Source organism: Rhodanobacter geophilus, from assembly GCF_040812275.1.
Taxonomy (GTDB): domain Bacteria; phylum Pseudomonadota; class Gammaproteobacteria; order Xanthomonadales; family Rhodanobacteraceae; genus Rhodanobacter_A; species Rhodanobacter_A geophilus.
On record NZ_JBFOHL010000003.1, the window covers coordinates 272648 to 299281 of the forward strand.

At 67.6% G+C, this 26634-nt stretch carries 20 protein-coding genes; 4 read left to right on the top strand and 16 right to left on the bottom strand.

The features are described 5' to 3' along the window. Positions 1 to 107 precede the first annotated feature (107 nt). A complete protein-coding gene (locus ABQJ56_RS05420) occupies positions 108 to 2240 on the top strand; it encodes a M13 family metallopeptidase (protein WP_367843965.1) in 2133 nt (710 codons plus the stop codon). A 236-nt stretch (positions 2241 to 2476) separates the two neighbouring features. Here the strand turns inward: ABQJ56_RS05420 and panE are convergent, their stop codons facing one another. Then, complete coding sequence (gene panE / locus ABQJ56_RS05425) at positions 2477 to 3403, bottom strand: 2-dehydropantoate 2-reductase (RefSeq protein WP_367843966.1); 927 nt, start codon at positions 3401 to 3403, stop codon at positions 2477 to 2479. A 233-nt stretch (positions 3404 to 3636) separates the two neighbouring features. On the opposite strand from panE, the gene ABQJ56_RS05430 reads away from it, so the two are divergent. Together ABQJ56_RS05430 and ABQJ56_RS05435 are read left to right on the top strand one after the other, a co-directional pair. Next, positions 3637 to 5994 carry a catecholate siderophore receptor Fiu gene (locus tag ABQJ56_RS05430; protein WP_367843967.1) on the top strand — a complete coding sequence of 786 codons (2358 nt, stop codon included), beginning with the start codon at positions 3637 to 3639 and terminating at the stop codon, positions 5992 to 5994. A 68-nt stretch (positions 5995 to 6062) separates the two neighbouring features. Further along, positions 6063 to 6740, top strand: a complete 678-nt coding sequence (locus tag ABQJ56_RS05435; protein ID WP_367843968.1) for a Fe2+-dependent dioxygenase — start codon at positions 6063 to 6065, stop codon at positions 6738 to 6740. Positions 6741 to 6743: 3 nt separating this feature from the next. Here the strand turns inward: ABQJ56_RS05435 and ABQJ56_RS05440 are convergent, their stop codons facing one another. From ABQJ56_RS05440 to ABQJ56_RS05465, 6 genes are read right to left on the bottom strand one after another with little or no spacing between them, the layout of a single operon-like run. Then, the gene (locus ABQJ56_RS05440) at positions 6744 to 7247 is read right to left on the bottom strand and encodes a type IV pilin protein (RefSeq protein ID WP_367843969.1); all 504 of its coding nucleotides are present in this window, start codon (positions 7245 to 7247) and stop codon (positions 6744 to 6746) included. Then, positions 7244 to 11296: a pilus assembly protein gene (locus ABQJ56_RS05445; RefSeq protein ID WP_367843970.1), complete on the bottom strand. Its 4053-nt coding sequence runs from the start codon at positions 11294 to 11296 to the stop codon at positions 7244 to 7246. Before ABQJ56_RS05445 ends, ABQJ56_RS05440 begins: the two co-directional genes overlap by 4 nt. Positions 11297 to 11353: 57 nt before the next feature. After that, entirely contained in the window at positions 11354 to 11968 is a 615-nt protein-coding gene (locus ABQJ56_RS05450; RefSeq protein WP_367843971.1) for a pilus assembly PilX family protein, read from the bottom strand. Between the two features lies 1 nt (position 11969). After that, on the bottom strand, positions 11970 to 12989 hold the full coding sequence (locus ABQJ56_RS05455; protein WP_367843972.1) for a prepilin-type N-terminal cleavage/methylation domain-containing protein: 1020 nt from the start codon (positions 12987 to 12989) through the stop codon (positions 11970 to 11972). Next, a complete protein-coding gene (gene pilV, locus ABQJ56_RS05460) occupies positions 12986 to 13459 on the bottom strand; it encodes a type IV pilus modification protein PilV (RefSeq protein WP_367843973.1) in 474 nt (157 codons plus the stop codon). Before pilV ends, ABQJ56_RS05455 begins: the two co-directional genes overlap by 4 nt. Next, entirely contained in the window at positions 13456 to 14055 is a 600-nt protein-coding gene (locus tag ABQJ56_RS05465; RefSeq protein ID WP_367843974.1) for a pilus assembly FimT family protein, read from the bottom strand. Before ABQJ56_RS05465 ends, pilV begins: the two co-directional genes overlap by 4 nt. A gap of 233 nt (positions 14056 to 14288) precedes the next feature. Here ABQJ56_RS05465 and rapA point away from each other — a divergent pair, with 233 nt between their 5' ends. Then, the gene (rapA, locus tag ABQJ56_RS05470; protein WP_367843975.1) at positions 14289 to 17141 is read left to right on the top strand and encodes an RNA polymerase-associated protein RapA; all 2853 of its coding nucleotides are present in this window, start codon (positions 14289 to 14291) and stop codon (positions 17139 to 17141) included. 41 nt (positions 17142 to 17182) lie between these two features. Here rapA and fghA read toward each other — a convergent pair whose 3' ends face one another. The 9 genes from fghA to ABQJ56_RS05515 form a co-directional block, all read right to left on the bottom strand. Continuing rightward, positions 17183 to 18019: an S-formylglutathione hydrolase gene (gene fghA, locus ABQJ56_RS05475; RefSeq protein ID WP_367843976.1), complete on the bottom strand. Its 837-nt coding sequence runs from the start codon at positions 18017 to 18019 to the stop codon at positions 17183 to 17185. Positions 18020 to 18299: 280 nt separating this feature from the next. Then, positions 18300 to 19409 (bottom strand): S-(hydroxymethyl)glutathione dehydrogenase/class III alcohol dehydrogenase, encoded by a 1110-nt coding sequence (locus ABQJ56_RS05480; protein ID WP_367843977.1) that lies wholly within the window; start codon positions 19407 to 19409, stop codon positions 18300 to 18302. A gap of 48 nt (positions 19410 to 19457) precedes the next feature. Next, complete coding sequence (locus ABQJ56_RS05485; RefSeq protein ID WP_367843978.1) at positions 19458 to 19739, bottom strand: metal-sensing transcriptional repressor; 282 nt, start codon at positions 19737 to 19739, stop codon at positions 19458 to 19460. 138 nt (positions 19740 to 19877) lie between these two features. After that, the gene (locus ABQJ56_RS05490) at positions 19878 to 21065 is read right to left on the bottom strand and encodes an OprO/OprP family phosphate-selective porin (RefSeq protein ID WP_367843979.1); all 1188 of its coding nucleotides are present in this window, start codon (positions 21063 to 21065) and stop codon (positions 19878 to 19880) included. Between the two features lie 141 nt (positions 21066 to 21206). Further along, positions 21207 to 22322, bottom strand: a complete 1116-nt coding sequence (locus tag ABQJ56_RS05495; RefSeq protein WP_367843980.1) for a sulfate/molybdate ABC transporter ATP-binding protein — start codon at positions 22320 to 22322, stop codon at positions 21207 to 21209. A gap of 9 nt (positions 22323 to 22331) precedes the next feature. After that, the gene (gene cysW / locus ABQJ56_RS05500) at positions 22332 to 23192 is read right to left on the bottom strand and encodes a sulfate ABC transporter permease subunit CysW (RefSeq protein WP_367843981.1); all 861 of its coding nucleotides are present in this window, start codon (positions 23190 to 23192) and stop codon (positions 22332 to 22334) included. Further along, positions 23189 to 24013: a sulfate ABC transporter permease subunit CysT gene (gene cysT / locus ABQJ56_RS05505; RefSeq protein ID WP_437343393.1), complete on the bottom strand. Its 825-nt coding sequence runs from the start codon at positions 24011 to 24013 to the stop codon at positions 23189 to 23191. Before cysT ends, cysW begins: the two co-directional genes overlap by 4 nt. A 2-nt stretch (positions 24014 to 24015) precedes the next feature. Continuing rightward, positions 24016 to 25014 carry a sulfate ABC transporter substrate-binding protein gene (locus ABQJ56_RS05510; protein WP_367843982.1) on the bottom strand — a complete coding sequence of 333 codons (999 nt, stop codon included), beginning with the start codon at positions 25012 to 25014 and terminating at the stop codon, positions 24016 to 24018. Between the two features lie 139 nt (positions 25015 to 25153). Then, a complete protein-coding gene (locus ABQJ56_RS05515) occupies positions 25154 to 26554 on the bottom strand; it encodes an FAD/NAD(P)-binding protein (protein ID WP_367843983.1) in 1401 nt (466 codons plus the stop codon). Positions 26555 to 26634 lie beyond the last annotated feature (80 nt).

The window sequence follows — 26634 nt, forward strand, 5'->3', positions numbered from 1 at the left end:
CCTAGCGTGGCCGGTCATGGCCGGTACGGGGGTATCGGCCCGCTGCCGGTCGGCATGCGCAGAACACCGCCTCGGCGGAACCACACACACCATAGAGAGGGAAGTCCATGACCCAGCAGTATCTGAAGCCTCTGGCACTGGCCGCCGCCGTCGCGCTGGCGCTGACCGCTTGCGGCAAGAGCGAGCAGGCCGCCGCCCCGGCGCCGGCGGCCACCGCCGCCGCGCCAGCCGCGGCCGCCACCACCGCTGCGGCCGCCGCGCCGAAGAGCGTGTTCGACGTCAGCGAGCTGGGCGCGAGCAACGAGGCCTGCACGGACTTCAACAGCTTCGTCAACGCGAAGTGGGTCGCCGCCAACCCGATCCCGTCCGACCACACCAGCTGGGGTGCGTTCAACCAGCTGGCCGAGCAGAGCCTGGATACCCAGCACCAGATCGTCGAAGACGCCGCCAAGAACGCCGACAGCGCCAAGGCCGGTTCGGTCGATCAGAAGATCGGCTGGCTGTACAAGTCCGGCATGGACGACGCCGCCATCGAGAAGGCCGGCTTCGACCCGATCAGGCCGAAGCTCGCCGCCATCGACGGCCTGAAGAACACCGCCGACATCGTGAACTACCTCGACCAGAGCGCCGCCGACGGCGACGGCCAGGTGTTCAACTTCGGCTCCGGCGCCGACTTCAAGGACGCCACCCAGCAGATCGGCTTCGCCATGCAGGGCGGCCTGGGCCTGCCCACCAGGGACTACTACTCCAAGCCCGAGTACAAGGACCTGCGCGCCGCATACGTCGCCTACGTCGCCAAGACGCTGCAGCTGACCGGCGTGTCCGAGGCCGATGCCAAGCAGCAGGCCGACGCGGTGATGAAGTTCGAGACCGCGCTGGCCGGCGCCTCGCTGGCGCCCACCGAGATGCGCGACCTCGACAACCAGTACCACTTCGTCAGCGTCAAGGAAGCCGACAAGGTCACCCCGCACTTCAGCTGGGAGCAGTTCTTCAAGGCCCAGGGCGTGACCATCGACAAGGGCTTCTCGCTGTCGCAGCCGAAGTTCTTCGCCGAGTTCGACAAGCTGCTGGCCACGGCGCCGGCCTCGGAGTGGCAGGCCTACCTGCGCTTCCACACCATCGACGACGCCTCGACTGCGTTGTCCAAGGCGTTCCGCGACAACAAGTTCGACTTCTACGGCAAGACCCTGTCCGGCCAGCCCGAGCAGAAGGCGCGCTGGAAGCAGGTGCTGGGTGGCGTCAACCACGCGATGGGCATGGGCCTGGGCCAGCTGTACGTGGCCAAGGTGTTCACGCCGGAAACCAAGCAACGCGCCGAGGAGTTGGTCACCAACGTGCGCGACGCGCTGAAGAACCGCATCGAGCACCTGGACTGGATGAGCGACGCCACCAAGGCCAAGGCCATCGACAAGTGGAACAAGTTCCTGCCCAAGATCGGCTACCCCGACGCGGGCGAGTGGCGCGACTGGTCCGGCCTGACCATCAGCCCGGACAACTGGTACGCCAACCTGCAGGCCGCGCGCAAGTACAACTACCAGTACGACCTGTCGCACATCGGCAAGAAGACCGACCGCAAGGAATGGGGCATGACCCCGCAGACGGTCAACGCCTACTACGACCCCAGCACCAACACCATCAACTTCCCGGCCGCGATCCTGCAGCCGCCGTTCTTCTATGCAAAGGGCGACGACGCGATTAACTACGGCGGCATCGGGGCGGTGATCGGCCACGAGTCCAGCCACGGCTTCGACGACCAGGGCAGCCAGTTCGACGGCGACGGCAACCGCGCCAACTGGTGGACGCCGCAGGACAAGAAGCAGTTCGACGCGCGCGCCAAGGCGCTGGTGGACCAGTACGACGGCTATGTGCCGGTCGCGGGCAAGCCCGACCTGCACGTCAACGGCAAGCTGACCCTGGGCGAGAACATCGCCGACCTGGGCGGCCTCAACATCGCCTACGACGCGCTGCAGGCCGCGCTGAAGAAGGATCCATCCGAGGCCGACCAGAAGATCGACGGCTACAGCCAGGACCAGCGCTTCTTCCTCAACTGGGCGCGCGTGTGGCGCGGCAGCGTGCGCGACAAGCAGGCCGAGCTGTACCTCAACATCGATCCGCACTCGCCGATCGCGGTCCGCGCGATCGCCTCGCCGTCGGACATGACCGCCTTCGCCACCGCCTTCCAGTGCAAGCCGGGCGACGCGATGGTGCGCTCGGGCGACAAGCAGGTGAAGATCTGGTAAGTCCCTGCGGGTCGCGACGGATTCCGTCGCGGCCCGCAGTCTCCTCGACGCCGCGCGCAAGCGCGGCGTTTTTTTGCGACCACCATCCCTGTGGCCACCCTTCGGGCCATCGCCAATGCGGCGTCAAAAATCGTTCCTGACGATTTTTGTGCCGGCTGCCCATGCCGGGCATCCTGCGGGCAGCCTCTCCCGCACGCGGGAAAGGCGGGAAGCCCTCTCCACGCGGTCACGCATGATCACGCGTGCGCGCGACGCGCCTCGTAGGCCTTCAGGTGCGCATGCGCCAGCCGCAGCAGCGGCGTCTCCGCACCATGCGCCTCCCCGCGCGCCAGCAGGTCGCCGATCACGTGGTCGGCCTCGATGCGATTGCCGCGCTCGAGGTCGCGCATCATCGAGGCGCTGAGCGCGGAGCCGGTTTCGGTGAGCACTTCGCGGGCGCGCTGCAGCACCGCCGGATGCGGTTCGTGGCCGCAGGCGGCGGCGACGCGGCGGCAGTCGTCGAGCAGGGCCAGCGTGGCCTCGCGGCCGCCGGCGGCCGCCATGATGTCGCCTACCGGGGCGCGCATCAGGCAGGTGATGCCGGCGAGGCTGGCGAGGAACACCCACTTGTCCCACATGTCCTGCACGATGGCGGTGCTGGCGTGCGGCTCGAAGTTCGCGCCGGCCATCGCCTGCGCGATGCGCCGCACGCGCTCCGAATCACTGCCGTCGCGCTCGCCGAAACCGAGGCTGTGCGAGCGGTTGAGGTGGTGCACGACGCCGTCGGCATCCAGCGTGGCAGCGATCACGCATTGCCCGCCCAGCACCCGCGCGGCGCCGAAGCGCGCATCGAGCAGGTCGAGCTGGCGCATGCCGTTGAGAATGGTCAGCACCGCGCTGTGCCCGCCCATGGCCGGCGCGATGTCCTCGATCGCCCGCGGCAGGTCCCAGGCCTTGCAGCCCAGCAGCACGAGGTCGAACGGCTCGCGCAACATGGGCGCCGTGACGGTGGGCGGCGCGGCGATGTCGGCGTTGCCCAAGGCGCTGCGGATATGCAGGCCGTTCCGCGCCAGCAGGGCCGCACGCGCTTCCCGCACCAGGAAGGTCACATCCCGTCCAGCCTGCAACAGGCGTCCGCCGAAATAGCCTCCGGTGGCGCCGGCGCCGACAACCAGAATCCGCATGCCTTCTCTCCTCGTGGCGACCCTCGCCAGTGCGTCAGTCAGGGTAACGCGACCCGCAACCGCTGCCGAGCCGACCTTGGTCGGCGTGCCCTCCTTTTGTCGCCATTTCATATTGCGAATCATTCTCGTTTGCTTTATCTTGCGCCTCCACACGAGACGCGCTTGCGCGCATCTCGCCGGGCATGGCGCCTGCGCCCCGCCCTCCCTTCCGGCATACCGAGGAGTTTTCCCTGATGGACTTCGTCAAGAGCCGCAAGCATCCGGTGATGCGCCGCTCGCCCGTACCCGCGCTCACCGCCGCCACGCTGGCGACCGGGCTCGCGCTGGCCTTGCCGGCGATGGCAGCAACCACCGATGCCGCGACGCCCGCCACCGATGCCCAGGTCGCCACGGCCAAGCGCCTGCCCGGCGTCACCGTGGAAGGCACGGCGGTGCCGTACAAGGTCGATCAGGTTTCCTCTCCCAAGTTCACCCAGCCACTGGTGGACACGCCGCAGACCATCGTGGTCATCAGCAACGAGCTGATCCACGAGCAGGGCGCCACCACGCTCACCGAGGCGCTGCGCAACACTCCCGGCGTGGGCACGTTCTTCGCGGGCGAGAACGGCTCCACCAGCACTGGCGACGCCATCTTCATGCGCGGCTTCGACACCTCCGGCAGCATCTTCGTGGACGGCGTGCGCGACCTCGGCACGATCTCGCGCGACGTGTTCGACATCGAACAGGTCGAAGTGACCAAGGGCCCGGACAGCACGGAATACGGCCGCACCGCCCCCTCCGGTGCGGTCAACATGGTGAGCAAGCAGCCGCTGCTAGGCGAAGCCCTGTCCGGTTCGGTGTCCTGGGGCAGCGCCGACCAGAGGCGCGCCACCGCCGACTGGAACCAGCGGATCGGCGACCACGCCGCCTTCCGCCTCGACGTGCTGGACCAGGACAGCGGCGTGCCCGGCCGCGACGAGGTGAAGAACAAGCGCTGGGGCGTGGCGCCCACGCTGGCCTTCGGCCTGGGCACATCCACCCGCGTCTACCTCGACTACCTGCACGTGAAGCAGGACAACGTGCCCGACGGCGGCATCCCCACCATCGGCCTGCCCGGCTACGGCAGCCCCGATTCCACGCGGCCGTTCATCGGCGACGCGCCCAAGGTCGATCCCGGCAACTTCTACGGCACCGACCAGGACCACGACCACGTCGTCGAAGACATGTTCACCGCGATCCTGCAGCACGACTTCTCGGAAGACGTGGCGCTGCACGACACCTTGCGCTGGGGCCGCACGCACGAGGACTACCTGCTGACCTCGTTCACCGCCACCGCCGCCAACCTCAAGACACCCGACCCGAACGACCCCTCGACCTGGACCCTGGCGCGCAGCAACCCGAACTTCAAGAACCAGACCAACCGCATCGTCGCCAACCAGCTCAACCTCACGGCCGATTTCGGGACCGGCGCCATCACGCACGACCTCAGCACCGGCATCGAGCTGAGCCGGGAAAAGCTGGACGCCATCACGATGGCCGCGTTGAACGGCAGCAGCTGGCCCGCGGCCAACCTGTACGACCCGGATCCCGATGTCGGCGACGGCCTGATCTACGGCCCCAACGGCGCCTGGAACAACGGCAAGACCGATACGGCCGGTGCCTACCTGTTCGACACGCTGAAGTTCGACGAACACTGGCAAGTCAACGCTGGCGCGCGCATGGACCACTACAGCACCGACTTCGCCAGCGCCGTCGCCTGCGGCGGCAAGAGCGCCCCGGCCTGCGGCAGCCTGTCGAACGGCTCCATCGTGCCCGGCCTGGACGCCGGCAAATCCGGCAACCTGACCAGCTGGCAGTTCGCCGTGATCTACAAGCCGACGGCAGACGGCAGCGTCTACGCCAACCTTGCCACCTCCGCCCAGCCGCCCGGCGGCAACAACCTGTCGCTGAGCAGCTCGGCCAGCAGCGCGGACAACGCGATGCTGAACCCCGAGAAGGCGCGCACCGCCGAAGTGGGCACGAAGTGGAACCTGCTCGACGAACGCCTGCTGCTGACCGCCGCGCTCTACCGCACCACGGTCAGCAACGACCTGGAGCAGGACCCCACCACCCTGCTCTACTACCAGATCGGCCAGAAGCGCGTGCAGGGCGTGGAAATCACCGCCGTCGGCCAGATCACCAAAAACTGGGCGGTCAACGCCGGCTTCACCAGCATGCACACCAGCACCAGCAGCGGCGCCGTCGGCAGCGCCACTTCCAACTCCTCGCCTGCCGCCGACGGCTCCAACGTGCTGGCCTACACGCCGAAGAGCGCGTTCACCAGCTGGACCACCTACCGCCTGCCGTTCGGCCTTGTCATCGGCGGTGGCGCACGCTATTCCGGCGAAATGCAGCGCGGCACCGACGGCGCCATCGGCACCCCGCAGTACCTCAAGGCCTACTGGGTGTTCGACGCCATGGCCACCTACCCGGTCAACAAGCACTTCGACCTGCAGCTCAACCTCTACAACCTGTTCGACAAGCAGTACGCCGCGTCGATCAACAAGAGCGGCTACCGCTACATCCCCGGCACGCCGCGCTCGGGCATGCTGACCGCCAACTTCCGCTTCTGATGTCGCCCCTCCCCTGCAGGCAGGGGGATGAGAAAATCCGCAACACTTGCTCCGTCCAGGGACCACCCATGCTGCTGCACATCCCCGGCATCCTCGATTCCGCGCAGGTCGCGCGACTGCGCCAGGCGCTCGACGCGGCCGACTGGACCGACGGCCGCGAGACCGTCGGCGCGCAAGGTGCGCAGGTGAAGCGCAACCGGCAGCTGCCGGACGCCTCGCCGCTGCGCGAGGAACTGGGCCGCGTCGTGCTTGCCGCGCTGGCGCGCCACCCGCTCTACCACGCCGCCACGCTGCCGCTTCGCACCTTGCCGCCGCGCTTCAACCGCTACGAGGGCGGCGGCGAATACGGCATGCACGTCGACGGTTCGGTGATGGCTCTGCCCAACGGCGAGCAGCTGCGCAGCGACATCTCATGCACGCTGTTCCTCAGCGAGCCGGGGGACTACGACGGCGGCGAGCTGATCGTCAGCGACACCTACGGCGAGCACGAGGTGAAGCTGCCCGCCGGCGACGCCATCATCTACCCCGCCAGCAGCCTGCACCGCGTGCAGCCGGTGACACGCGGCGCGCGCGTGGCCGCGTTCTTCTGGGTGCAAAGCCTGGTGCGCGACGACGGCCGCCGCCGCCTGCTGTTCGAACTGGACGCCTCGATCCAGCGCCTCGCCGCCACCGGCGCCGACCGCGACGCCGTGCTGCAGCTCACCGGCGTCTATCACAACCTGTTGCGGCAATGGGTGGAGAGCTGAGCCTCAGCCGCCCCAGCATTCCGCCACGGTGCCCGTGCCGCTGATGTTGCGGGTACCGGTCTGGTCCAGCGTCAGGTTGGCGCATTCGGTGTCACGCGTGAGCTGTGCATTGATCGGCGCGGCCTGGACGGTATAGCTGGTCGCCGAAACCGCTGGCGCAGAGTAGTTGTAATTGCTACCCGTCTGCGACGGCGACGCGCACCCCACCACTGTCTCCGGCGAAGCGATGATCGGATTCGGCGTATCCGCTGCGGTTCCCGAACTGGCGGGAGCCTCGTCGTAGCGCAAATTGGTGGTGTAGTAGCGCTCCATGTAGTTCGCGTACTCGGACAGGCAGCCTTCGGCCGCAGCCCGGTTGGTCTTGACGACATAGCGCGAATACGAGGGAATCGCGATGGCCGCGAGTATCGCGATGATCGCTACCACGATCATCAGTTCGAGCAGGGTGAACCCCGCGTGCGTCCACGCCCTGATGTGGTTTGCCTTGTTCATGTCGGCCTTGCTCATGGGTTCACCAGTTCCTGCCAGGAAACGCGCTGCGGCACACCGCTGGCGCCCGAGGTGTTCACGTTGCTCGTGGTGCCGTTGTCGAAGCTCATCAGCATGTCGCCGCCCACGAAGATCGGGTTGTTGGGCAGCGAAGTGAAGCCCACGCCCGCCACTGGAACGACCTGACCACTGGGCAAGGTCACCGTGCCGTTACCGCCGTTGACCTGGAAGAAACTCGCGCCAGGGTTGGTTCCGGTGAACGGATCCACCGCCATCACCCAGCCCGTGCCGGAGGAGTTGCAGATGTCGCTGTTTGTAGCCGCTTCCGGGATGCGCGTGGTGCCCAGCAACAGGTTGCCCTGGAACTGGCTGGGCGTGACTATGCGTTCGCCCTGCGGAACCAGCGCGCCATCGGTGCCGGTCGGCGCTTCGAGATCCATGTACCAGCCGAGCTTGCCAGCCATGTCGCTGGGGGTGGGCAAGGTGGTCACCGTACGCACGCCCAGGGTCGGCGGCGTGGCGGTGGAATCGGCGTCCTGTTCATAGGTGATCGAGCGCTGCACCAGGTTGCCGCTTTGCGTGTCCGTCGGCAGGGCGGGCAGGGCCGGCTGGTTCTTGCCTGCCTGCACGATCAGGCCATACCAGCTCTGCACTTGCGTGCTGGTAATGTCGCCACTGCTCAGGTACCGGCCGGTGCCGAAGAACACCCACACGTTGCCGGTCGCCGGATCGCGCCCCGCCAGCATGCCGGCGGTGATCGGCTGCACCGTGCCGCCCGAATCGGCGGTGAACTCCTTGGTGCCTGCCGTGGCGAGATCGGCCGTATACGTGGTCGTGGTGGTGCTGCCACTGGTAGTCGTTGTCGCCGTATCCAACGGGAACTCCCACACCCGCCCCTGCAGGTCGCCGGCATAGGCTTCCATGCTGATGCCGTTGCTGGGGTCGTCCATCCACGCCACGGGTGCGGCCAGGCCATTGCCGGCCGTGCTGTCCGTCGTATGCACGCTCAGCGTGCCATCGGCGATGTTGAACTCCAGCAATGCCGCCGTACCGTTGGCGCTGTTGTAGCCGTTGCCGATCAGCACCTGCCAGTTGCCATCGGCCACCTGGGCGATGACCGGCTTGCCCACCATCTGGCCGATGTAGTTGGCATTGGTGCCGCCATCGCCGGCCGAGCGCTCCCACAGCGGTGTGATGCTGTCGGGATTGGTGATGTCCAGTGCATAGATGGCCTTGGCCGCACCACGACCGGTGGTACCCACCAGCACCGTGTGCCACGCCGAACCGAGGAAAACGTCCGCGATGGTCAACTCGCCGTCGTTGTAGTACTGGTGCGGCACGGTGTCGGAGCCGTAGTCCGGGTTGGACAGGTTGCTCAGGCCCGCCGTGATCACCGCGCCAGGCAGGTAGGCATAGGCCTCATCGCCGGTGCTGGCCTTGAACGCATGCAGCATACCGTCGTTGGCCGCCACGAACACCAGCGGGGTACGCGTGGATGCCGCGCTGGCCGTGGCCGTGCCGCTGGAATCCGTGGTGCCCACCGCGAAGGCCTGGAAGGAGTTGTCGCCGCTGCTGGCGCTGTTGCTGATGCCGGTGAACGACTGGCCTTCGAACTCGTTGGGATTGGGCGCGCCGGAATACACCGGCTGCGAATCAACGATGTCGCCCAGCGGAGTGGTGCGGTTGCGGTAGTTGCCCACCTTCAGTTGCTGCTCCAGCGTGTCGTCGCCGCGCAGGTAGTTCACCATATTCGCCTGCGCGGTGGCATCGCTGCCCAGCGCGCTCAACTGGCTGCTGGACAAAGACGGCGGCGTGGTGCCGCTGTCCTTGAACGCCACGAAACTACCCGTGCCCGTCGTCCAGGTAGCTGGCGGCACGTAGGTTTCGATATCGCGGTTCGGGTAGGTGCCGCTACTGGCACTCTTGCCCAGTTGGGTGACTGCGCTCCAGTTGGTCGTGGTAATTGCGCCGGTGCTGGAGTCGACCGCCTGCGCGATCAGATCGCCGTCCCACAGAGAGGTGACATACTTAGCCTGGTAGGCCACCGTGCCGTTGGTGAGCTGGGTGGAGTTGGCCGCCAGGCTGGCGCCGGTGCCCGTGCGTGATCCCGCACGCTTCAAGGCATCGGTCAGGCCGCTGGAAAAACTCTGCGGGCTGGTGGCGGAATAGAAGCCGCCGTGACCGTTCACCGCTGCGTGGGCAAGGTCGGCGATGTTGTTGATCGAATTGGACGCCGGCGTCGGCCAACCACCCCAGTTGGAAGGCTGTGTTCCGCCATTGGCCCAGCTGAACACGGCGGTCGAGTCGATCGCGTTGCCATTCGCATCGCTCGGCGTGAAGCCCAAGCCCATGGTGAACGTGGTCATGTGCTGCCAAAACGCGGGATCGTCCGTGCTGGGCGGTACCTCGTTGCTGATACCGGATTGCAGATCGGTCTTCCAGTAATACATCGCCACGTCGGCAAGCGACGGATTCAATGTGGTGGTCGTGCTGCCATCCCGATGCCTCGTCACGGTCGATGCCACGTCACCTCCGGAATACGGTGACGTGGCGGGATAGGTGTATTTCTGATCGTTCGGCCCATCCACTTCCGGACCTGCGGTATCGCTGGCGCCTTGCGTGGTGGTCGATGTGTAGCTGTCGTTCCAGAAGCCGTCCGTGGTCAGAATAGTGTAAGCCTGACGGCACGCGATCGGCGATTGATCGGTGGCATTGGGGTCGTAATTCGGATCCGACGACATCACCGTCCATGGTTGGCTCGTTTCGTAATATTGACCCACCTGGTCAAGCGCACCGCGCAAAGGGGTGCTGTCATTCGCTGACAGTGCAACCGCCCATTGCCAGAAGTTTGCTTTCTGAGTGCCTGACGAACCATCGCCAAACGGCTGCACTTGCGCCAGATAGTTGCTGGAATTCGTCGATGTCGAGAATTTCTGGTAATTGCTCAGATTGTTTTTGATCCAGCTTGCTCCACTGCCATTGATGGATGCAAAACCAACCCGGAAATTCGGATCCACCGTGGAGAAGGCCGTCATCAGGCCGCTCTTGGCCATCAGGATGCGCGTGCGGTAGTACGAGAACCAGTTGGCCACGTTCTGCTGGGTTGCCGCAGTTTCGTCGCACAAGCTTGTGCTGACGGCCGGACTGGCCGTCGACAGCAATGCACAGGTACCCGTCGTACCCACGTAATGCTCGGTATTGCTGGCACCTGTCGTGTACGTGAAATAGTTCTGGTTAACCCTCGCACTCTTTGTGCAAGTGGTGCTGCTGCCGCTTCCGCTCGACGTGTCCCCACTCGGACAAGAGTAGGTTGTCGTCGAAGTGGAGGCGATCGTGGCAATGAACGATGTCTTGGTGGTGCTAGGCGAGGGTTTTTCGCATTTGACCGGATTGCTTCCGTAGGACAATCGGGTATAACCACTAGGACATTGATAGCAAAGGGGTGGACTTTCGGCACCCAGCACATATGAACCGCTTGGCGCACTACCCGGGCAAGAGTAGGACGTCGTCTGATTGACAGTATCGGGGGAGGTAACAGTTACCCTGAACGTCGTGTAGTAGGGATAATTGCTGCCACCGCTGTTATTGGCGTTATTGTTTGCCTGATAGGAAGTTATATCCTGTTCGTCAGCCGTGGACGTGTCGTTGAACCCGTCGAAGTAGGCGTTCGTCAGCCCGGGCGAATTGGGATAAAGATCCGGATTGGTCGCCGTGCTATCAGCCTTGGGTGGCGGCGTATACGTTATGTTTGGGTTGTAATACACGCCATTGATCGCGGAGTTGCGCACTTGGTCATTGGTCGGACTGCCGTTACCGCTGGACGAGGTCATATATCCCCAATCGGGCATATAGTCCCAATACATCGACCCCGAGTCGTCAAACATCAGCATGACGTTCGGCGGAATCGTAGGCTGCACGGTCAGAGGCTGCTGATCCACGGTCACCCTCGTGGTGGCGGCCACGGCGGGTGTGTACACGGCGCCCAGCAACCAGACACCGAACATGACGCCCAGCAACCGGCCGAAGGCGCTGACACGAGGATGACTCGGCGGCAATGTCTTTTTCATGGCGATTCCACTCTTCAAAAGGGCGGCGCGCGTGCGCCTGCATGTGATTGTTGGCTGTCAGCCCTGCTTGACGATGGCTTGCACGGTGACCACCGCCCGGTCGCCCACCACGGCGGGATCGCCGCTGCGCGCGGTGATGCGGTAGTACACCGCCGTGCCGGAGGCGCCCTGCACGCCGTAGTTGCGGGAGTTGGCGGTCTGACCAAAGCCGGTATTGGTGTTCTGGTCCACCCAGTTGCCCATGCTTTCCACCACGAACTGCGGCTGGCCGTAGGCCGTGGCGCTGGCGGTGTAGTCGCCGGTACCAGTGCCGGTGGGCACGTTGTGGATGGCGCTGGCCGGCGCTGGGTTGGCGCCGCTGCTGTCGAACGGATTGGGCTGGCAAACGATGCCGCCGGCCTGGCAGTTGTGCCAGATGATGGTGGAGTCCGTGGGTATCTGCGCGGCGGCGGCACGCACCGCCGCCTCGGCGCTCTGGAACGCCTGCTCGCGATCGTACAGGTTGGAGGCCATCCGCTGCTGCATGATGGTGCCGTGCATCGCGGCCAGGCCCACCAGGGTAATCAGCACCAGCAGAATCAGCGCCACCACCAGGGCGATGCCGCGCTGCGCGCGGGCGCCGCCAGGCATGGGGCGGATGCGGCAGGCACGGGAAACGTCAGGCACGTTCATGTCATTGCACCCGGTTACGCAAGGTGATGGTGGAAGTGAACTGGCGCGAGAGTGGCGCCGAGTTGTCGACGCTGGCGCGGAGGTTGGCGCTCTGTACGGTGAGCGTGACCTGCGCGGCGCTGACCGTCGACCAGTTGCCAATGCTGGCGGCATTGCCGAAGGCGGTGCCGCCGGACTGCAGGTAACTGATCTGCATGTTGCTGACGTTGCGCACCATTTCCACCGGCGCGGATACCGACGCTCCGGTGGCGCCATAGGTGACGCTGACCCGGTACAACGAATGGCCGCCCGTACCCGTGGGATTGGTGCCGATGTACCAGTCCGACGCCGTGAGCAGACCTATGTGCGCATTGGGCAGGAAGGTGTAGGAGTTGCTACCGGAACAATTCCCCGGATAGCCCAGTCCCGTGGTGCAATTGCCCGGCGTCACCGTGGTACCGGAGGCGTGCCCGACCGAAGTGCCGCTGTACGAGGTGACCTGCATGATCGTGGCGTGGTCGAAATCGCACACCACGATGATGTCGCCCGCGGCCAGTTGCGTGCTGGCGGCATTGATGTTGAAGCTGGCGGGGTCGCCGGATGCGCTACCCACCGACGCGTCCGTGTTGCTGGTGCTGAGCATGAGCACCGAGCTGGTATTGGCCACCGGCGCGCCGTCGCCCGTGATGGTGCTGATCGCCGGGTCCTTGCTGGCGTCGTCATAGGCCTGCAGCGGCAGGCTCCAGTTGGTGTACCAGAGCGTGGCGTTGTTGAGCACGTTGGCGACGCGGCCGTTGGTGTCGTCGCAACCGGTGTGACCGGCGCCGCGGAAATCGCGCGACAGCAACTCGAACGCCACACGCGAGCTGTCACCCACGTCGCCCATCGCCTCATTGGCACGGTAGGTTTGCTGGCCGGCGAGGAACACGCTGATCACGCCACCAATCACGATGAGGCCCAGCAGCATGGCGATCATCAGCTCGACCAGGGTGAAGCCGCGATGGCGCCGTGGTTGGCCGTGGGTCATTTGCAACTTGCTCATAGCATGGCCCTGGTGACGACTTGCTGGGCGGAACCGCCGCCTTCGCCAGCGCGGCTGTCGTCGAACTGGATGGTGATCGTGCAGAGGGCGGTCGAGCCCGTCACGGCACTGCACTCAACATCGCCCGTGGTGCTGGCGGAGGCGCCCAGCGTGGATCCGAGCTGGTTGCACCATGCATAGATTTGCTCGGTATCCAGTGCAGTACCCGCGCTACCGCAGGAATTGGCCGTGACTTTGCCGTTGTAGTTGCCAGCCTCTGCGCCAGCGATGTCGGCACGCATGGCGTCGAGGATGGAGTAGCTGGCCACCGTGGCCATGCTGCGTGCCAGCGCACTGTTGTTGGTGGACAGCGAGCGTGCCTGCATCGCGGCAATGCCCACGAAGCCGATGGACAGCACCAGCACGGCCACCAGCACTTCGATCAGCCCTACGCCGGCCTGCGCCTTTCTGGATAGCCAAGGATGTGTCATCGGCAGGTTTCCGCGCTGGATGTGGTAGTGACGATGGTACCGGTGGCCATGCTGATGGTAATTACGTTGTTGCCGCTCAAGCCGGCAGCACATAAAACTGCAATGTTGCTTGTGAGGGGTGTCTTGGCGGGGTCTTCAGCCCAGTAGCCCACCCCTTGCCCATTGAAACGGATGCCAAGGTTGTAGCCGCTCAATTGCACCGGCGAGGTCAACTGGGGAGCCGCGAGCAGCGAATTGGCGGTGCTGCCTGTCAGTTCAACGACTGCGCCAGCGGATGTACCACAGGCTGCACTCAGCGCGGAGTCGGCGGTACTGCCAGTGCTATCCGTGTTTTGGTAGGGCGCACCACTGCACCACTGGGTAGTGGCATTCAGCTTGATCGCCTCCATCCGCGCTGTGTTCAGCGTATTCACCATGGCGTTGGCCGCCGTGGTGAGCCGGTTGGAGTTGATGATGTTGCGGAAGCTGGGTACCGCGATCACCAGCAGGATCGCCGCCACGGCGACCGTAACCATCAGCTCGACAAGGGTGAAACCGCGCCCACGGCATGGCGCGCCGATGGCTGGAACGTTTCGCGATGGCGACGGAATACGCATGAACTCCCCCTCTGCATGCGACTGCGCAATCTACTCGCCGCCATCGCCATCGCCAGAGGCCAGTCGACCAACGGGCGGATTTGGCCGACAAGTGGAAAGCGGCAGCCGGACGCGGGTGACGCGGATCACACGCCGTACAGCCTTGGTCAAAGCCATGCCCCCCTCTTCCTTCGCTGTGCATTGACGCCCGCAACGCGGATAATTGTCGGCCCTTGAACCCAAGCGGCTGCGCAATGTTCGTACCTGGTCAACGCTGGATCTCCACCGCCGAGCCCGAGCTCGGCCTCGGCACCGTGCTGCGCGTCGAGGGACGCGGCGTGCAGGTGCTGTTCGCCAAGGCCGGGGTGCTGCGGCCCTACGCCGCCGATTCCGCGCCACTGGTGCGCGCGGAGTTCCGCGCCGGCCAGCGCGTGGCCGGCAAGGGCATCGCCTTCCTGGTGGAGCGGGTGGAGATCAGGGACGACCTGCTGATCTACCGCGGCGAGGGCCGCGAGCTGCACGAGGGCCAGCTCGACGACGAGCAGAGCGTGAGCCAGGCCGACGACCGCCTGATCGGCGGCCGCACCGATCCCGTGGCGCATTTCGAGCTGCGCCTGGAAGGCCTGCGCCGCCGCGCCGAGGCGCGCCGCTCGCCGATGTGGGGCCTGGGCGCCGCCCGCGTCGGCCTGGTGCCGCACCAGCTGCGCGTGGCCGGCATCGCTTCCACGCGCCGGCCGCCGCGCGTGCTGCTGGCGGACGAGGTGGGCCTGGGCAAGACCATCGAGGCCGGCATGATCGTGGCGCGCCAGCTCGCCACCGGCCGCGCCTCGCGCGTGCTGCTGCTGTTGCCGGACACCCTGGTCTACCAGTGGTTCGTGGAGCTGCTGCGCCGCTTCAACCTCAGCTTCGCGATCTACGACGAGGAACGCTGCGAGGCGCTGGATCTGCCGCTGGACGGCGCCGCCGCGCCCGCCAACCCGTTCGAGGACGAGCAGCTGGTGATCGCGGACTTCGCCTTCCTCGAAGCGAACCCGAAGCGCGCGCAGCAACTGCTGGATGCGCCATGGGACCTGCTGGTGGTGGACGAGGCGCACCATCTCGCGTGGACGCCGGAAACCGCCAGCCCGCGCTACACCCTGGTGGAGCAGCTGGCCACGAAGACGCCGGGCGTGATCCTGCTCACCGCCACGCCCGAGCAGCTCGGCCGCAGCGGCCACTTCGCCCGCCTGCGCCTGCTCGATCCGCAGCGCTACCACGACCTGGACACCTACCTCGCCGAGGCCGACCGCTTCCAGCCGCTGTCGCGCATCGCCGACAAGCTGCTGGATGGCGAGGCGCTGGACGAAGCCCAGCTTGCCGCGCTGCGCGGCGCCTTCGCCGGCGATGCGGCATTGGAAGCGCGGCTCGCCCATACCACCAAGCCCGAGCACGCGCGCGAGATCCTCGCCGCGCTGATCGATCGCCACGGCACCGGCCGCGCGATGTTCCGCAACCGCCGCACCGGCATCGGCGGCTTCCCCCGGCGCATGCCGCAGTGGCAGGTGCTGGATGCCGCCGGCCTCGACGAAGCCACACGCCAGGCCCTGCTTGCCGAGTTCCACGCCGACATCCAGCAGCCGTCCCCGGTGCTGGAGCTCGACTACGCGAACGACCCGCGCCTGAATGCGCTGGTGGAGCTGCTCGACGCGCATCCGCAGGACAAGTTCCTGCTGATCTGCCGCAGCCAGGCCAAGGTGCTGGCGCTGGAGGAAGCGCTGCGCACGCGCAGCGGCGCCGGCATCGCGCGCTTCCACGAAGGGCTGGGCATCGTGCAGCGCGACCGCAACGCGGCCTACTTCGCCCAGCCGGATGGCGCGCGCCTGCTGCTGTGCTCGGAGATCGGCTCGGAAGGCCGCAACTTCCAGTTCGCGCACCGGCTGGTGCTGTGGGACCTGCCGCTGGATCCCGACCTGCTGGAACAGCGCATCGGCCGCCTCGACCGCATCGGCCAGACCCACGACATCGACATCCACATCCTCGCGGTGGCCGACAGCGCGCAGCACGTGCTGGCGCGCTGGTTCGACGAGGGCGTGGATGCGTTCCGGCAGAGTCCCGCCGACGGCCGCGAACTGCTGCGCCGCTACGGCGACACCTTGGCGCAACTGGCCGACCAGCACGCGCGCGGCGACGACGGCCGCGACCAGGAACTGGACGCCCTGCTGGCCGAGACGCGCGCCGCCCACGAGCAGATGGCCGAACTGATCCGCGAGGGCCGCGACCACCTGCTGGAACTGGCCGCCAGCCGCGACCCGCACGCCGAGGAACTGGCCCAGGCGTTCCGCCGCGAGGACGAAGACCCGGCCCGCGACGCCTTCGTGCAAAGGCTGCTGGAAGCCTACGGCATCCACGCCGAGGAACTGGGCGGCAAGGTGCTGCTGCTCGATCCGCAGTACCTCTCCACCGACGCCCTGCCCGGCTTCGCCGAAGGCCCGCAGTCGGCCACCTTCAGCCGCGCGGTGGCGCTGGCGCGCGAAGAGCTGCCGCTGCTGCGGCTGGACCACCCGATGATCGCCGGCGCGCTGGACCTCGCGCTCTCCGGCGAACAGGGCAATGCCGCCTTCATGGTGGACGATGCCTTGCCGCCGCGCAGCGCTCTGCTGCAGACCGTGTTCGTGCTGGAATGCGTGGCCGACCGCCGGCTGGATGCGGAGCGCTTCCTGCCCGCGCTGCCGGTCACCGTCACCATCGACACCCGGCTGGCCGAGCGCGCGGACTTCGAGCCCAGCGAGGCCGCGCTGCGCAAGGCCGCCGACCGCAACATCGAGGTACCGCGCTACCGCAAGTTCCTCGCCAAGCTGGTGCCGCCGATGCTGGAGAAGGCGGAACTCGCGGCCCGCACCCGCGCGCAGGCGATGATCGATGCCGCGATGGCCGAGGCCGGCGCCGCACTGGATGCCGAGCTGTCGCGCCTGCATGCGCTGCGCGCGGTGAACCCGTCGATCAGCGCCGCGGAAATCGCCACCCTCGCCACCGAACGCGACGCCCTGCTCGCCGCCCTGCCGCAGTCGCGGCTGCGGCTGGATGCGGTGCGCTTCGTGGTCAGCGCGGATTTCCTCGCGCTGCGCTAGCCCGGCTTTACTCCCCTCTCCCGCAAGCGGGAGAGGGGCTTTCAAGACTTCAGCGCCCTTGCATGCCAGGCGATGTGCTCGCCGATGAAGCTGGCCACGAAGTAGTAGCTGTGGTCGTAGCCCGCATGCAGGCGCAGGGTCAGCGGATGGCTCGCCCTGGCGCATGCCTCGCGCAGCAGTTCCGGCTTGAGCTGCGTGGCGAGGAATTCGTCGGCCTCGCCCTGGTCCACCAGCAGCGGCAGCCGCTCGCTCGCCGTCTCCAGCAATTCGGTGGCGTCGTGGCGCACCCAGCTTGCACGGTCCGGCCCGAGATAGGCGGTGAACGCCTTCTCGCCCCACGGCACCCGCGCGGGCGCAACGATGGGTGCGAACGCCGACACGCTGCGGTAGCGCCCGGGATTGCGCAGCGCGATCGTCAGCGCGCCATGGCCGCCCATCGAATGCCCGCTGATGCCGCGCGCATCGCTGGCGGGGAAATTCGCCTCGACCAGCGCGGGCAGTTCGTTCGCCACGTAGTCGTGCATGCGGTAGTGCGCGGCCCACGGGGGCTCGGTGGCGTCGACGTAGAAGCCCGCGCCCTGGCCCAGGTCCCAGGCCGGGTCGTCCGCCACGCCCTCGCCGCGCGGGCTGGTGTCCGGCGCCACCACGATCACGCCGTGCTCGGCCGCGTAGCGCTGCGCGCCGGCCTTGGCGATGAAGTTCTGCTCGGTGCAGGTGAGGCCGGACAGCCAGTACAGCACCGGCAGCCGCTCTTTCTCCGCCTGCGGCGGCAGGTAGACGGCGAAGTTCATCGCGCAGCCCAGCACGGCCGAGTCATGCCGGTAGATGTCCTGCCAGCCGCCGAAGCAGGCGCGGTGTTCAAGGCGTTCGAGTTTCATGTCGGATCTCCCTGGCTTTTCCTTCTCCCTCCGGGAGACACATCGGCAGGAAAGCCGATTTGCACGGCGAAAGCCGCCCTAAGGATGAGGTACATGGATGTGCCTAATGAAGGTGCCCACCTGCAGGTGCAGGATGCACCTGCGGAACAGCGAAGCTGGCCCCGCAGGGGCGAGCGACAGGATGGCGCGGGTAAAGGGCGGATGAGGGTACGGTCGAAGCGCAACGCTCCGACCGTACCCTCACCCCCAACCCCTCTCCCGAGGAGAGAGGGGCCCACTGTCAATAATGGATCACCGAGCGGATCGACTTGCCCTCGTGCATCAGCGCGAAGGCCTCGTTGATCCGTTCCAGGCCCATGGTGTGGGTGACGAACGGCGCCAGCTCGATCTCGCCCTGCATCGCCTGCTCGACCATGCCGGGCAGCTGGCTGCGACCTTTCACGCCACCGAACGCGGTGCCCATCCACTTGCGGCCGGTGACCAGCTGGAACGGCCGCGTGGAGATTTCCTGGCCTGCGCCGGCCACGCCGATGATCACGCTCTGGCCCCAGCCGCGGTGTGCGCATTCCAGTGCCGCGCGCATCACGTCGACGTTGCCGATGCACTCGAAGCTGTGGTCCACACCCCAGCCGGTCATCGCCACGATCACCTGCTGGATCGGCTGGTCGTGCTCCTTCGGATTGACGCAGTCGGTGGCGCCCATCGCGCGCGCCAGCTCGAACTTGGCCGGGTTGGTGTCGACCGCGATGATGCGGGCCGCCTTCGCCTGGCGCGCACCCTGCACCACCGCCAGGCCGATGCCGCCGAGGCCGAACACCGCCACGCTGTCGCCCTCCTGCACCTTGGCGGTGTTGTGCACCGCGCCGATGCCGGTGGTGACGCCGCAGCCCAGCAGGCAGACCTGCCCGTGGTCCGCCTGCGGATTGATCTTCGCCAGCGAGACTTCGGCGACCACGGTGTATTCGCTGAAGGTCGAGCAGCCCATGTAGTGATGGATCGGCTCGCCGTTGTACGAGAAGCGCGTGCTGCCGTCCGGCATCACGCCCTTGCCCTGGGTGGCGCGCACGGCCACGCACAGGTTGGTCTTGCCGCTCCTGCAGAACAGGCATTCGCCGCACTCGGCGGTGTACAGCGGGATCACGTGGTCGCCCGGCCGCACCGAGCTGACACCCTCGCCCACTTCCACCACCACGCCCGCGCCCTCGTGGCCCAGCACGCAGGGAAACAGGCCCTCCGGGTCGTCGCCGGACAGCGTGAACGCATCGGTGTGGCAGACGCCGGTGTGGCTGATCTTCACCAGCACCTCGCCCTTCTTCGGCGGGGCCACGTCGATCTCGACGATCTCCAGCGGCTTGCCGGGGGCGAAGGCGACGGCGGCACGGGATTTCATGGCGGTACTCCTGCAACGGATCGATGGTTCGGCCGGCTCAGCGGCCGGCTATTTGAGGTAGGTACGCAGCAAGGTGATGGTTTGCTCCAGTGCCACTGCATCAGCTGCCCCGCGTGGCTTGACGGCCCGCGGCGCGAAGCTGGCGCGCAGGTGGCTCTCCAGCACCTCGCCCATCAGCCCGTTCACCGCGCCGCGGATCGCCGCGATCTGCTGCAGCACGGCGCCGCAGTCGGTCTCCTGCTGCAGCGCCTGCGCCAGCGCGTCCAGCTGGCCGCCGATGCGGCGCACGCGCACCAGCGCCTGTTTCTTTTCCCGCGTCGAGTACGGCATGGGCGCTCGCCTTGGATACCCCCATGGAGTATAGGAAGCCATCGCGTGCGAGTCACCCCGTGCCGGATCGCGCGCCGACTGCGCTGCCCCGCGGGCGGTCGGCGCGCGGGACAGCACCGGCAATGGATGGAGCGGCGGCTAGAACTCGACCTGCGCCCGGGCTTCGATCACGTTCGGGTCCAGCACCAGTCCGCGCCGGTCGCTTTGTGCATGGACATAGTTGGCCTGCAGTTTCAGGTGGCGGTTGATGTACCAGTTCGCACCCAGCGTCCAGTCGCGCTCGCGGCCACCGGCCACCGTGCCGTCGTCGAGGTCGAGCTCGCTGTAGCGGAGCGCGAACTCCAGCGCACCGTGGCTGCCCTTGGGCTTGATGTTGCCGACGTTGCCTCCCGCATAAGGACGGGATTCGCCCGTGGCGACCCAGCTGGCGAAGACGTAGTAGCCGTCGGCGGCGTAGGCGGGACGCCCCTGGAGGGAAACCCTGGCCCGCAGGTATTCGCCCTGCACGGACCAGGGGCCGCCGATCCACAAGCCTTCGAGGCCGCTGCGGTCGATATGCTCGACCGGTGCGAGATTGCCCGAGTCGACCAGGAGATCCGCCAGGGCGGCTTCGGGGCGGGTGTGCAGGCGGGCGAGCGGCGGCGTGTACACGTCGCGGCCATCGGTGCTGCCCTCGGGCGATTCCTGCGAGGCGGACAGGCCGAAGTGCAGCACGTCGCCCGGGCGGTTGCGCGGGATCCAGGCTGCGCGGGCCGCGAGCATGCGGCCGTCGCTGCCGCCATTGAGGTCGCCCCCACGGTAGTAACCCGCGTCCACGAGGTAGTGCTCGCGCTCGAGTGCCCAGTCCACCCCGATGCGACGGTTGGCGTAGATCGCCTGGATCGGCAATGCGGCTTCCAGGAAGGTGGTGGCGCCGGTGCTGGTATTGCCCTCGAAGCCCACCGGCGTCTTGCTGAAGCCGACGCGGAACGCGCCGACGTCCTTGCCGAACAGCCCCTTGCTCTGCACGCGCAGGTAGGTATCGAGCCAGGTCCTGGCCTGGAAGTCGTAGACCACCGTGGCATCGTAGACGCCCTTCTTCTTCACGTAGAAGCCCAGCTCCTTGCGCCGGTTGGTCTGTGCGTCCTCAAGCCGGCCGCCATCGTTGGAGAAGCGGTCGACGTCGTATTGGTACTTGAGCGCCAGGCCCAGGTCGGTGCCGTCGTCGAAGACGTGGTGGGTCGGCCAGTCGCCGGCGAAGTCGTAGGTGTTGGCCTGGCTCCCGGCGGCACTTGCCATGGTCGGGATCGCCATCGCCAAGGCGGCCGTCAGCGTCGTCTTTTTCATGGGTGTTCCCCTTTCATGGTGGCGCCTGCCTGGCCGCCGCGTGGAGCGGCGGCGCGACGAACCGGGGCGGCGCAGGCGCACACCGTCCCGGCGCGGCCCGGCGGCCAGCCGGGCCCCGGATGGCGTGGGATGTCTTGCCGCTCAGCGGCGGTCGGGCGGACGCCAGGTCCAGCGGTCGCGGATCACCGCGTGGCCCCCGTCGCCGTCGAACGGGAACGCGACCAGTTGCAGCGGCGCGACCCGCAGCACGGCGCCGGGTTGCCAGCCCCAGCGGGCGAAGTCTTCGCTGGCGACATCGGCTTCCAGGCCGAGGTCGATGTCGGCAACCTGCAGGTCGAGGTGGGTCACGCTGCCAGCCGGGTAGACGTGGCGCAGATGCGCCTCCCACGCGGGCTGGCCATGCGGAACCGCCAGTGCCAGGTGCTCCGGCCGCACATAGGCGACGCCGTGTCGATGGCGTCCGCCCCACGGATCGATGGCCAGCGGCCAGCGGCCCGCGCTCCAGCCGCCGGCGTGGCGGTCCAGCGGAATGCGGTTGGTCCGTCCGATGAATTCGCACACGAAGGGCGTGGCCGGGTCCTGGTAGATCGCCTGCGGCGTACCGACCTGCTCGATGCGCCCGCGGTTCATCACGGCGATGCGGTCGGCCAGTTCCAGCGCCTCTTCCTGGTCGTGGGTGACGAACACGGTGGTGAGGCGCAGTTCTTCATGCAGCTCGCGCAGCCAGCGGCGCAGCGTGACGCGCACCTGCGCGTCCAGCGCACCGAACGGTTCGTCCAGCAGCAACAGCTCCGGCTCCACCGCCAGGGCGCGCGCCAGGGCCACGCGCTGGCGTTGGCCACCCGACAGCTGGCTGGGGTAGCGGTCGCCCAGTTCGTCCAGTTGCACCCGCTTGAGCAGGCGCTCCACCCGTTCGCGGATCTGCGCCTTCGGCGGTCGCGTGCGCCGCGGCCGGACGCGCAGGCCGAACGCCACGTTCTCGCGCACGGTGAGGTGGCGGAACAGCGCGTAGTGCTGGAACACCAGGCCGACGTTGCGCTCGCGGGCGCCCGCCGCCAGGAAATCGCGATCGCCTTGCCGCACCGTGCCCTCGTCGGGATAGTCGAGGCCGGCGAGTATGCGCAGCAGCGTGGTCTTGCCCGATCCGGACGGCCCGAGCAGGGCGAGGAACTCGCCGGGCGCCAGGCGCAGGCTGACGTCGTCGAGCGCGGCGAATTCGGTGAAGCGGCGGCTGAGCCGGTCGAGGACTAGCGTCATGGGGTGGTCTCAGTGGCCGCCGGGCGCATGGGCGGCGAGTTCGCCGCGGTAGCGCCATTCGAGCAGGGCCTTCAGGGCCAGGGTGAGCAGGGCCAGCAGGGCCAGCAGCGAGGCGACGGCGAACGCGCCGACGTAGTCGTATTCGTTGTAGCGCATCTCCACTTCCAGCGGCAGCGTGGTGGTGAGGCCGCGGATGTGGCCGGACACGACGGACACCGCACCAAACTCGCCCATCGCGCGGGCGTTGCAGAGCAGTACGCCGTACAGCAGCGCCCAGCGGATGTTCGGCAGCGTGACGCGGAAGAACAGCTGCCAGCCGTTGGCGCCGAGGACGCGCGCGGCCTCCTCCTCCTCGCTGCCCTGCGCCTGCATCAGCGGGATCAGCTCGCGCGCCACGAACGGCAGCGTGATGAACACCGTCGCCAGCACCAGCCCGGGCACGGCGAAGATCACCTTCACGCCGTGCGCGGCGAGCCATGGGCCGAACCATCCCTGGGCGCCGAACAGCAGCACATAGACCAGGCCCGAGATCACCGGCGACACCGAGAACGGCAGGTCGATCAGCGCACCCAGCGCGGCCTTGCCGCGAAACTCGAAGCGGGTCATCGCCCAGGCGGCGGCGATGCCGAACACCAGGTTGAGCGGCACCGCGATGGCCGCCACCAGCAGGGTCAACCGGATCGCCGCCAGCGCCTCCGGCTGTTGCAGGCTGTCCAGGTAGGCCCGGATGCCCTGGCGGAACGCCTCGACAAAGACCGAGGCCAGCGGCAGCAGCAGGAACACGCCGAGGAAGAGGCTCGCCGCCACGATGATCGCGGCACGGCCGACCCGCCCGCCCGCCCCGTTGCGGCGGCTTCGTCGCCCGCTCATGCGTGCCGCTCCGCCCAGCGCCGGCTCCAGCGCTGCAGCAACGCGACCAGCACCAGCAGCAGGAACGAGAACGCCAGCATCGCCACGCCCAGCGCGGCGGCGCCGGCGTAGTCGAATTCCTCGAGCTTCTGCACGATCAGCAGCGGCGCGATCTCCGAACGCATCGGGATGTTGCCGGCGATGAAGATCACCGAGCCGTATTCGCCCACCGCCCGCGCCAGCGCCAGCGCGAAGCCGGTCAGCAGGGTCGGCACCAGCAGCGGCAGGATCACCCGCGCAAAAGTCTGCCAGCGCGTCGCGCCCAGGCTCTCGGCGGCTTCCTCCACGTCGCGCTCCAGCGATTGCAATACCGGTTCCAGGGTCCGCACCACGAACGGGAAGCCGACGAACACCATCGCCAGCAGCACGCCCCACGGCGTGTATGCGACCTTGATGCCCAGCGGCGCCAGCCAGCGCCCCAGCCAGCCGTTCGGGGCGTAGAGCGCCGTCAGCGCGATGCCCGCCACGGCGGTCGGCAGCGCGAACGGCAGGTCGATCAGCGCATCGAGCAGGCGCCGCCCCGGAAAGCGGTAGCGGACCAGCGCCCAGCCGACGAACAGGCCAACGACCACGTTGATCAGCGCGGCCGCCAGGGCGCCCCCGAAACTCAGTTTCAGCGCGGCGAGCGTGCGCGGCGCGGCGAGCAGATGCAGCAGCCCATGTGGACCGATGCCGGACGCCTTCCACGCCAGCGCGGCCAGCGGCAGCAGCACGATCAGCCCCAGGTAGGCCAGCGCGTACCCGAGGCTGAGGCCGAAACCCGGAAGCACCCGGCGCCGCACGTTCAGTGACCCGGTCCGATCTGGTCGAACACGCCGCCGTCGGCGAAGAACTTTGCCTGCACCTGGCGCCAGGTGCCGAACACGTCGGCCAGCGTGAAGGTGTTCACCTTCGGGAACTGCGCGGCGTATTTCGCGGCGATCGCCTGCGAGCGGGGGCGGTAGAAATTGCGCGCCTCGATGTCCTGCGCCTGCGGCGAGTACAGGAACTTCAGGTAGGCCTCGGCGACCTGGCGCGTGCCGTGCGCATCGGCATTCTTGTCCACCACCGCCACCGGCGGCTCGGCCAGGATGCTGATCGACGGCACGACGATCTCGAACTGGTCGCCGCCGGGTTCGCGCCTGGCCAGCAGCGCCTCGCTCTCCCACGCCAGCAGCACGTCGCCGATGCCGCGCTGGGCGAAGGTGTTGGTGGCGCCACGGGCGCCGGTGTCGAGTACCGGCACGTGCTCGAACAGCGTCTTGACGAACGCACGGGCCTTCGCCTCGTTGCCGCCCGGCCGCTTGAGCGCGTAACCCCAGGCGGCCAGGAAATTCCAGCGCGCGCCACCGGAGGTCTTCGGATTGGGCGTGATCACCTGCACGCCGGGCTTGACCAGGTCGTTCCAGTCGTGGATGCCCTTTGGATTGCCCTTGCGGACCAGGAACACGATGGTCGAGGTGTACGGCGAGGCGTTGTCCGGCAGGCGCTGCTGCCAGTCCTTGCCCAGCAGGCCATGATCGGCGATGGCATCGATGTCGTAGGCCAGCGCCAGCGTGACGACGTCGGCCGGCAGGCCGTCGACCACGGATCGCGCCTGTTTGCCGGAACCACCGTGCGACATCCGTATCGTCACGTCGTCGCCGTGCCGGGCCTTCCACTGGGCGGCGAATGCGCTGTTCACCGCCTTGTAGAGCTCGCGGGTGGGATCGTAGGAAACGTTGAGCAGCGTAACGTCCCTGGCCAGGGCGGAGGTCGCCAGCAGCGTGCCGGCCAATGCCATGAGCGCGGTGCGGATCTTCATCGTTGCGGTCTCCCTGTTCCGGGTGGAGTGATCAGGCTAGTGGCGTGTCTTGCGTCCTTTGAAATCGCGAGTGGGCATGTGGATATGTCGGTACAGCAGGATCGTTTGGACGTCCGGACGCAAAGGTTTCGTTACCGGCTCACGCTTCCGCGGCTGCATCCTGGCGCGTGCCGTCGTCCGGCTGGGAAAGCGCCCGGGCCAGCCGGCTGGCAGCTGCGCGGATCTCCGGCATCGCGGTGCATTCCCACAGGTTGCCGCGCAGCAGCGAACCGATGCCGTAGAACCGTGGCTGCGGCCGGCCCCGGGCATCCAGCAGGCGTCCGTCGGGTTCGGCGGCGACGCCGAGCTGCAGCGGGTCGGGCGTGGCCAGTCCTTCGTCGAGCAGTTGCGCCAGCAGCGGGTCGCGCGCATACGCGACGGCCGTGTCCAGCCCGGTGGCCTGGAACACCCGATCCGCCTCGATCGTGCTCATCAACTGGGTGGCCCGGCTGCGCACGGTGACGGCCAACGGTCCGCTGCCGTCGACGGCGAGCACGCGGGCGGCATGCACCTGCAGGCGACCGGAATCGATCAGTGCCTGCACGGTCTCGGACGAGGCCGGCGCGGTGCGGTGGCGCGAGGCCTCCCACACCCAGCGGACATGCCGCAGGAACTGGCGCCGCCGGGCCAGCGTGAGGCCCTGCCACAGCCTCGCGTTGACCGGCCGCATGCCGTCGATCACCGCGCGCCAGTCCGTGCCCGGCGCGCTGGCCATCGCCTCGCGCACCAGCCGCATCATCGGTGCCGCGCCATCGCAGGCGAGCAGGGCGGCGTTGAGGTCGTCCTGGCAGGGATAGGGCGCCAGCGGCACGGGCTGGTGGCGGAGCGGCAGCAGGCCGTGGCGCGAGACGGCCACCAGTTCCGCGCGGGGCCAGCGCGCGGCGACAGAGATCAGCGTGTCGACCGCGGTCAGGCCGGTGCCGATCACCAGCACGCGACGCGGCGGACGCGCCGATTCTTCCTGGTTCCACGGATCGAGCATGTAGGCGCCGCTGTTCAGCGCCTCGACCGACACGGTCCTGAGCGCACGCGGCGCCAGCGCACCGATCGCCAACACTGCCGCATCGACCGTGAGCGCATCACCATGCTCAAGCTCGATGCGATAGCACGAGTCCGCCGTCCGCTTCACCGACACCGCCTTGGCGTGATGCAGATGGAACCTCACGCCGTGCGCCTGCGCCTCGCTCATGCGCGCATGCACCTGTGCCTGGATGAATTCGCCGAACAGCCGGCGCGGCAGGAAGTCGATGCCCTGCGCCTGGCCGAGGCTGCGGCTCGCGTGCTGCAGGAAATCGTCCTTCTGGTCGGCGAACAGCCCCATGCCGGCGGCGCGCACGTTCAGCAGGTGATGGTCCTCGCTGGTCGCGTAGGCCACGCCGCGCCCCGGCATTTGGCAGCCGGTGATCCAGTGGATGGCGCCACGGCGATCCGGCCGCCGCAGCAGCTCGCCGAAAACGGCGGCCCCGGCAGCGCCGCCACCGATGATGGCAATGTCGGTCATGCATGGTGTCCTGTCGGTTGGGCGAAGACATCCGATCGTGCGGCTCATCCCTCGATGAGTCGCCCGCATGTCCCCGTGGG